The 4,847-nt window shown below is 56.8% G+C and carries 7 protein-coding genes and 1 pseudogene; 4 read left to right on the top strand and 4 right to left on the bottom strand.

Annotated elements, in window-relative coordinates; all coding sequences use genetic code 11:
• Positions 1–381: 381 nt before the first annotated feature.
• The 4 genes from P7F28_RS09770 to P7F28_RS09755 form a co-directional block, all read right to left on the bottom strand.
• Complete coding sequence (locus P7F28_RS09770; protein ID WP_277184297.1) at positions 382–855, bottom strand: DUF2269 domain-containing protein; 474 nt, start codon at positions 853–855, stop codon at positions 382–384.
• Positions 852–2,105, bottom strand: a complete 1,254-nt coding sequence (locus P7F28_RS09765) for an SDR family oxidoreductase (RefSeq protein ID WP_277184296.1) — start codon at positions 2,103–2,105, stop codon at positions 852–854. The genes P7F28_RS09770 and P7F28_RS09765 overlap by 4 nt, the downstream gene beginning before the upstream one ends.
• A 48-nt stretch (positions 2,106–2,153) precedes the next feature.
• The gene (locus P7F28_RS09760; protein ID WP_277184295.1) at positions 2,154–2,540 is read right to left on the bottom strand and encodes a hypothetical protein; all 387 of its coding nucleotides are present in this window, start codon (positions 2,538–2,540) and stop codon (positions 2,154–2,156) included.
• An 82-nt stretch (positions 2,541–2,622) separates the two neighbouring features.
• Entirely contained in the window at positions 2,623–3,153 is a 531-nt protein-coding gene (locus P7F28_RS09755) for a GbsR/MarR family transcriptional regulator (protein WP_277184294.1), read from the bottom strand.
• A gap of 559 nt (positions 3,154–3,712) precedes the next feature.
• On the opposite strand from P7F28_RS09755, the pseudogene P7F28_RS09750 reads away from it, so the two are divergent.
• The 4 genes and pseudogenes from P7F28_RS09750 to P7F28_RS09740 form a co-directional block, all read left to right on the top strand.
• Positions 3,713–3,991 (top strand): annotated as a pseudogene (locus P7F28_RS09750) (HU family DNA-binding protein).
• 15 nt (positions 3,992–4,006) lie between these two features.
• A complete protein-coding gene (locus tag P7F28_RS33825) occupies positions 4,007–4,324 on the top strand; it encodes a reverse transcriptase domain-containing protein (RefSeq protein WP_368860331.1) in 318 nt (105 codons plus the stop codon).
• The gene (locus tag P7F28_RS09745) at positions 4,297–4,491 is read left to right on the top strand and encodes a reverse transcriptase domain-containing protein (RefSeq protein ID WP_277184298.1); all 195 of its coding nucleotides are present in this window, start codon (positions 4,297–4,299) and stop codon (positions 4,489–4,491) included. The genes P7F28_RS33825 and P7F28_RS09745 overlap by 28 nt, the downstream gene beginning before the upstream one ends.
• Positions 4,488–4,847, top strand: a 360-nt coding sequence (locus tag P7F28_RS09740) for a group II intron maturase-specific domain-containing protein (protein WP_277184293.1), incomplete at its 3' end; no start/stop codon positions are given. The genes P7F28_RS09745 and P7F28_RS09740, both read left to right, overlap by 4 nt.

The following is a 4,847-nucleotide window of genomic DNA, read 5'->3' as shown; positions in this document are numbered from 1 at the left end:
AACTATGAATATCACAAGAGCAATAAGCCACAAAAGCGCAAACATGGTCAGCGCTGCCTTGACGGCTTTGGGTGCGTACGCCACTGCAGGATACGGCGGCATTTTGTGCATTTGCATTCAGGAAATTTTTAAGCCCTCTTGTTATCGGCACGGAATCCACAACCTTGAGGAGAGTTCGCTGTCGAGGTGGTCAAAGCGAGAAACCGGAGGAGGCGGATTGCCGCTGGTCGCCACAACTGCGCGTCGTCGCATCGTTGTTTGCCCAGTGTCTCGCTATGGGTTGACCAATGCTTGCGATTGTTATTGCGCTCCTTCAGATTGCCGTGGAGCGGTCGGTGTATAGCTTGAGCCGCCTAGCCATTTTGTTGTGCACGGCCTTCTTTAAAGTGCGGGCTTCAGCACCATCAGAAAATAGACCAAAACCATGGCAACGAACGCCGGGTAGCCTAGCAACTCCCATGTTCTCGCATAGTGCCAATACGTTGCAGGCAGCCTTGTTTCGCTTCGCGCCTCGGTGTGCCTGGCGATCGCGGCAAGTCGCAGTTGCAGCCAGACGACCGGAAGCCAGCAAACCCCTGCAAGCAAATATAAAAATACGGACGCGACGATCCACGGCGTACTAAACGGCCAACCGGCCGTATGAGCCAGCCAAAGTCCGGTGATCGGCTGAAGCAGTCCTGCCGGCGTCGTGAACCAGAGGTCGGCCCGGACGACGAGCCGCGACACCGCAGCGATGACTGGCACCGAACCGGTTCGGTTCGCGAAGAAGAGGTAGAAGGCGGTTCCGAAACCGGTGCCCACGAGCACGACTGACGAAAGGATATGTATTGCCTTGATGGTGAGGTAAGCGTTCATGAGTGCGCGTCCTCGTTGTACAACACCATGAGAATGGCCAATATCGGCAGATTCTTCAGGAGGGGGCCGAACGCATCGGCGAGCATCTGCGGCATGAATGTGACGAGGATCGCCGTGTACATCGCGATCAGTGCTCCTTGCCCGAGCCAGAGCCGACGACTCGGACGCACAATGGTCGCGATGCCGAGCACGAAGTCGAGCGTAGCCGAAGCATAGAGCGCGGCGAGTGCGATCGCACCCGTGAGATGAACCCGGCCCAGCAAATCGAGGCTCACAGATATGGGCTGAACAAACGCGCTGACGATCGCGGTCCAGATCCAGACGGCCGCGAGCGCGAAACGCAGAACAAGCGGTTGCCACATCGCCAATGCCTCTCGACGAAGCGACCCGGCATCCTCATTGATGAACCGTCTGATATCTTGCGGATGCCGTTCAAGTACGCTTATCACGCTGGCCGCGCTCGCCGTGTTGCCCGCCTGGAACATGCGCCAGGTGTCGGGTGAAAGCAACGGCATTCGAAGCGTCCCGGCCATGCGTGCGCACGTGGCGACCACGGTTCCAGGGACATTCAGCCGTATCGCGGGCGGAAGTCCCATTGCGCTGCGGTATGTACCGAGCATCTCTCTATAGGTCACTTCGCGGGCGCCGACCACGTCGACAATGCGTGGTTCCGTGTGATCTGCATCGAGCAATCGGCTGACGACGTCCGTCAGATCGTCGATGTGGACCGGGCGCATAAACTGATTTCCTCCGGCAGGCAAGACGTGGACAGGCATGCTCGCCAGCATCCGGAAGAACTTCGCTGAAGCTCCGTTGCGACCGTAGACGAGCGCGGGCCGCACGATGTGATGCCGGACCGGCAGCATTTGCAGATAGTCATCGGCCGCGCGTTTGCTTGTGAAATAGGCTGTATCGCCGGTCGCAGCGCCCAATGCCGATATCTGGATGATGTGCCTGACGCCCGCGCGACAACAGGTATCGAACAGCCCGATCGGGCTGTCGCGGTGTATCGCCTCGAAGCTCTGATCGGCGCTTTCATGAAGGATGCCCGTTGCGTTCACGACCGCATCGATGCCTTTCAACCGTGCGCGCCATTCCGACGTCGTTAGTACCGCACTGAAGTCGATGGCGACGTCGTCGTCTGCGATGGGCAACCTCGCGCCTCGAACGATGTGGTGTCCTCGTTGCGCCAGGCGAACAACCAACGCGCTTCCGATGAACCCATATCCCCCGCATATGAGAATGTTCATGGCATCTCTCTGTTCTGGTTCGGTTCTGTGTGGAGGTTACGCGGCGATTCACACCACGTTTTTCTGCGCATCCGGTTCAGTGAGATCGGCGCGAAGCGGGGCGTCGATATATCGGCTGACGGCGAACGTCACTGCACCCAAGGTCAACAAGATGCCCAGAAAGGTCCGGGCCACGGTTTCGCGAACCGTGATCTCGAGGCACGCGATTGCGTCCGCATCGCATTGAAGTGGGCTTTGGGCTGCGAGGAGAACCAGAAACAGCGGCGTGATGACCAGCAGCGACGCGCAAACCTTGACCCAGAACTCCGCGCGCGTTTTGTTTCCACATAGCTCGGTCAACAGGCGGGTCATGGTGTCTTGTAGATAACGAATGAGGGCAATGCCAGCCAATACGGGACTCACGAATTGAAACGCAAGCAGGAAATAGAGGCTCATGGTTTTCTCTCTTACAGGTATTTCTGTATAAACAGAAATTTAAGGTTGAAAATGTGCGGACCGAAGTCCGCGCGTCAGCTACTCAAGAAGACTTACGTCGTACCACTTTACTGATCTTGGCTCCGAGCCCGAGCGTCTTCATGATGGTCTCGGGCTTCAGCCGAAGCATCTCGTCCGACCACGTCGTTAGTGTCTCGAGGAAAACGAGCGTCTCGCGGATCCGTTGCTCGGTCTCCGGGCTCTCGTTGGCCATTTCGGGACTCATCAGGCTGTCGCGAAGCACGGTGAGGGTAGGGTCAATCTCGCGCTGACGTCGGCCTTCGACAATCAGCTTGAAAAGCTCCCAGATATCCGTTGACGTCTCGAAGTGGTCGCGGCGGTCACCTTTGACGTGGACGACCTTGGCAAGCCGCCATGCCTGCAGCTCTTTCAGGCTATTGCTGACGTTCGAGCGGGCAACGCCCAACGCCTCCACGATCTCGTCGGCAGAGACCGGGCGCCCGAGCAGATACAAGAGCGCGTGAATCTGCGCGACGGTGCGATTGACGCCCCAGCGGGAGCCCATTTCGCCCCAGTGGAGGATGAATCGTTCGGTGAGTGGTGTGAGTTCCATGTCGAGAACTTTAGTCGGCTTCTGTTATTTCTGTCAAGACAGAAATAACAGAAGCCAGTGTCCTTGAGTTCGTTGGCACACTGATCGGAGATATGGCCTCCACGATGCCCTGATAATGCACCTGAACTGAGAGACCTCGAAGGTGTTTGTTCGAGCAACTGTCGCTCGGCTGTCGCGCTGAATCTAAGATCCTCGGAACACCATCTACGCCATGTTGTTTGTCCATTGGCGTGTCGGCGGGAAGTCGGTTGGATAACGGGAGCCGTATGAGGTGAGAGTCTCACGTACGGTTCTGCGAGAGGCTCGGGGTGAAATTCCCCGGGCCTACTCACCTGCAGCGAATGATCGAGGAAGGGATTGGCGCAATGGACGATACCTAGCTGCCGTCCGAAACGCTGGCCAAGGTTCGAAATGGCGAGTTGCCGGATCTGGTCGCTGAGCACGGAACAACTTCAGATTTATTCGATCTGGAAGCGGTCAATACCGAATCAACGTAATTCGTGGTTTTTTGCCGTAAGTCCGCAGCGACGAGTAGGTCGCGATATAAACAGGAGAATCGATAAACAAGCAAGAATTGGTAGAGGCAGTCGCGTTCGAAGTGGGAATAAGCAAAAGCGCCGCTGAATAGGCAATCGGCGCTGTCTTGGAAACGATCTCGAAGGAAGTGGCGGCAGGAAGTATGGTTCAGCTAGTGGGGTTCGGCACGTTTGGCCGTGTAGAGCGCGCTGCACGAACGGGTCGTAATCCGGCAACGGGCGAAGCGATGGAAATTGCTGCGGCGAAGACCGTCGAATTCACGGCCGGCAAAGCGTTTAAGTTGCGACTTGAGGTCGCGTAGTTCGTTGTTTTATCGCTGCAGTCTGGCGACAGAAAACCGGGCATTCCGTGGGCCCGTATCCGTAGCTGCTTCGACGAAATTTCGCATGACTGGCTGATCGCCCACATCCCCATGGACACGGCGATCTTGCTGAAGTGGCTGAAGGCTGGCTATCTTCACAACCATGTCTTTCACGAAACGAAGGCGGGTAGCCCGCAAGGAGGCATTATCTCGCCCACGTTAATGAACATGACTTTGGATGGACTCGAACGGATGCTGCTATCGAGGTTCCGCAAGCACGTTCGTAATGCCCCAAGGTCAATCTCATTCGGTATGCAGACGACTTCGTTATAACCGGCGCAACGAAAGACGTGCTGGTCAATGAAGTTCGTCCGATGGTTGAGCAGTTTCTGGCGCAACGTGGCTTGTCACTATTGCCAGAGAAGACCAGGATCACGCATATCGACGAGGGGTTCAATTTCCTCGGCATGAATGTTCGCAAGTATGGTGGCAAGCTGTGATCAAGCCTGCCCGACAGAGCATTCAGCGCTTCCTGCGCAAGCTGCGGGGAGTCGTGAAAGGCAGCGCGGCGCTACGACAGGATCTACTGATCCGTGCGCTCAATCCATTGATTCGCGGATGGGCGAACTATCATCGTCATGTTGTGGCAAAACAGATCTTCAGCGCAGTTGGTCACGCGATCTGGCAGTGTCTATGGCGCTGGGCGCGGCATCGGCATCCGAGCAAAGGCGCGCGCTGGGTACAACGGAAATATTTCTGGACCGTTGGTGCTCAGCGCTGGGTTTTTGGAACGACCACCGGCAAAACGCTGAGCACGGGAAAGCCTGAACTCCTGACGCTATACGATATTGCCAGC

Source organism: Caballeronia sp. BR00000012568055, from assembly GCF_029439455.1.
GTDB lineage: Bacteria > Pseudomonadota > Gammaproteobacteria > Burkholderiales > Burkholderiaceae > Caballeronia.
This window is presented reverse-complemented; position numbering and strand designations above follow the sequence as displayed.

What these genes read in the sequence shown, in the direction of transcription:
- P7F28_RS09770 (WP_277184297.1), bottom strand. Translation starts at nt 855, where the DNA reads ATGAACGCTTACCTCACCATCAAGGCAATACATATCCTTTCGTCAGTC.
- P7F28_RS09765 (WP_277184296.1), bottom strand. Translation starts at nt 2,105, where the DNA reads ATGAACATTCTCATATGCGGGGGATATGGGTTCATCGGAAGCGCGTTG.
- P7F28_RS09760 (WP_277184295.1), bottom strand. Translation starts at nt 2,540, where the DNA reads ATGAGCCTCTATTTCCTGCTTGCGTTTCAATTCGTGAGTCCCGTATTG.
- P7F28_RS09755 (WP_277184294.1), bottom strand. Translation starts at nt 3,153, where the DNA reads ATGGAACTCACACCACTCACCGAACGATTCATCCTCCACTGGGGCGAA.